1 protein-coding gene is annotated in these 338 nt (G+C 48.5%); it reads left to right on the top strand.

Translation table 11 applies throughout. The features are described 5' to 3' along the window. Window positions 1–338: hypothetical protein (locus tag ACY2RQ_RS19925; protein ID WP_490114759.1), on the top strand; the 338-nt coding region annotated here is incomplete at both ends.

Genomic DNA, 338 nt, shown 5'->3' on the forward strand with positions numbered 1-338 from the left:
CCTGATATCCCGTTTCAGGGAAAACAACAGGGTTATTTTCGCTCTTTTCAATGTATTAGATTCTGGCAGCGCCCCCCATGACGTTGTGCTCAATGCGGTCCAAATGGAATACGATTACGCGTTCATAAAGCAGCGCTTCAAGGTGATGCTGACGGACGTCGATCAGAGCAGAGTTATGTCCTACGGTACAATTGTAAAGGCACATGAGGACTTCTCGTCCTGGGAATTTCCATACACTAGTATACTACGGATAGGCGTCAGGGACGTTTACATTACCGGCTGTAACAACGATACCTGTATGACAGTGGCGGAAGGGTGGAGCAGGGTCAAGCATGGTC

The organism is Parendozoicomonas sp. 209JJ7-1 (assembly GCF_058147085.1).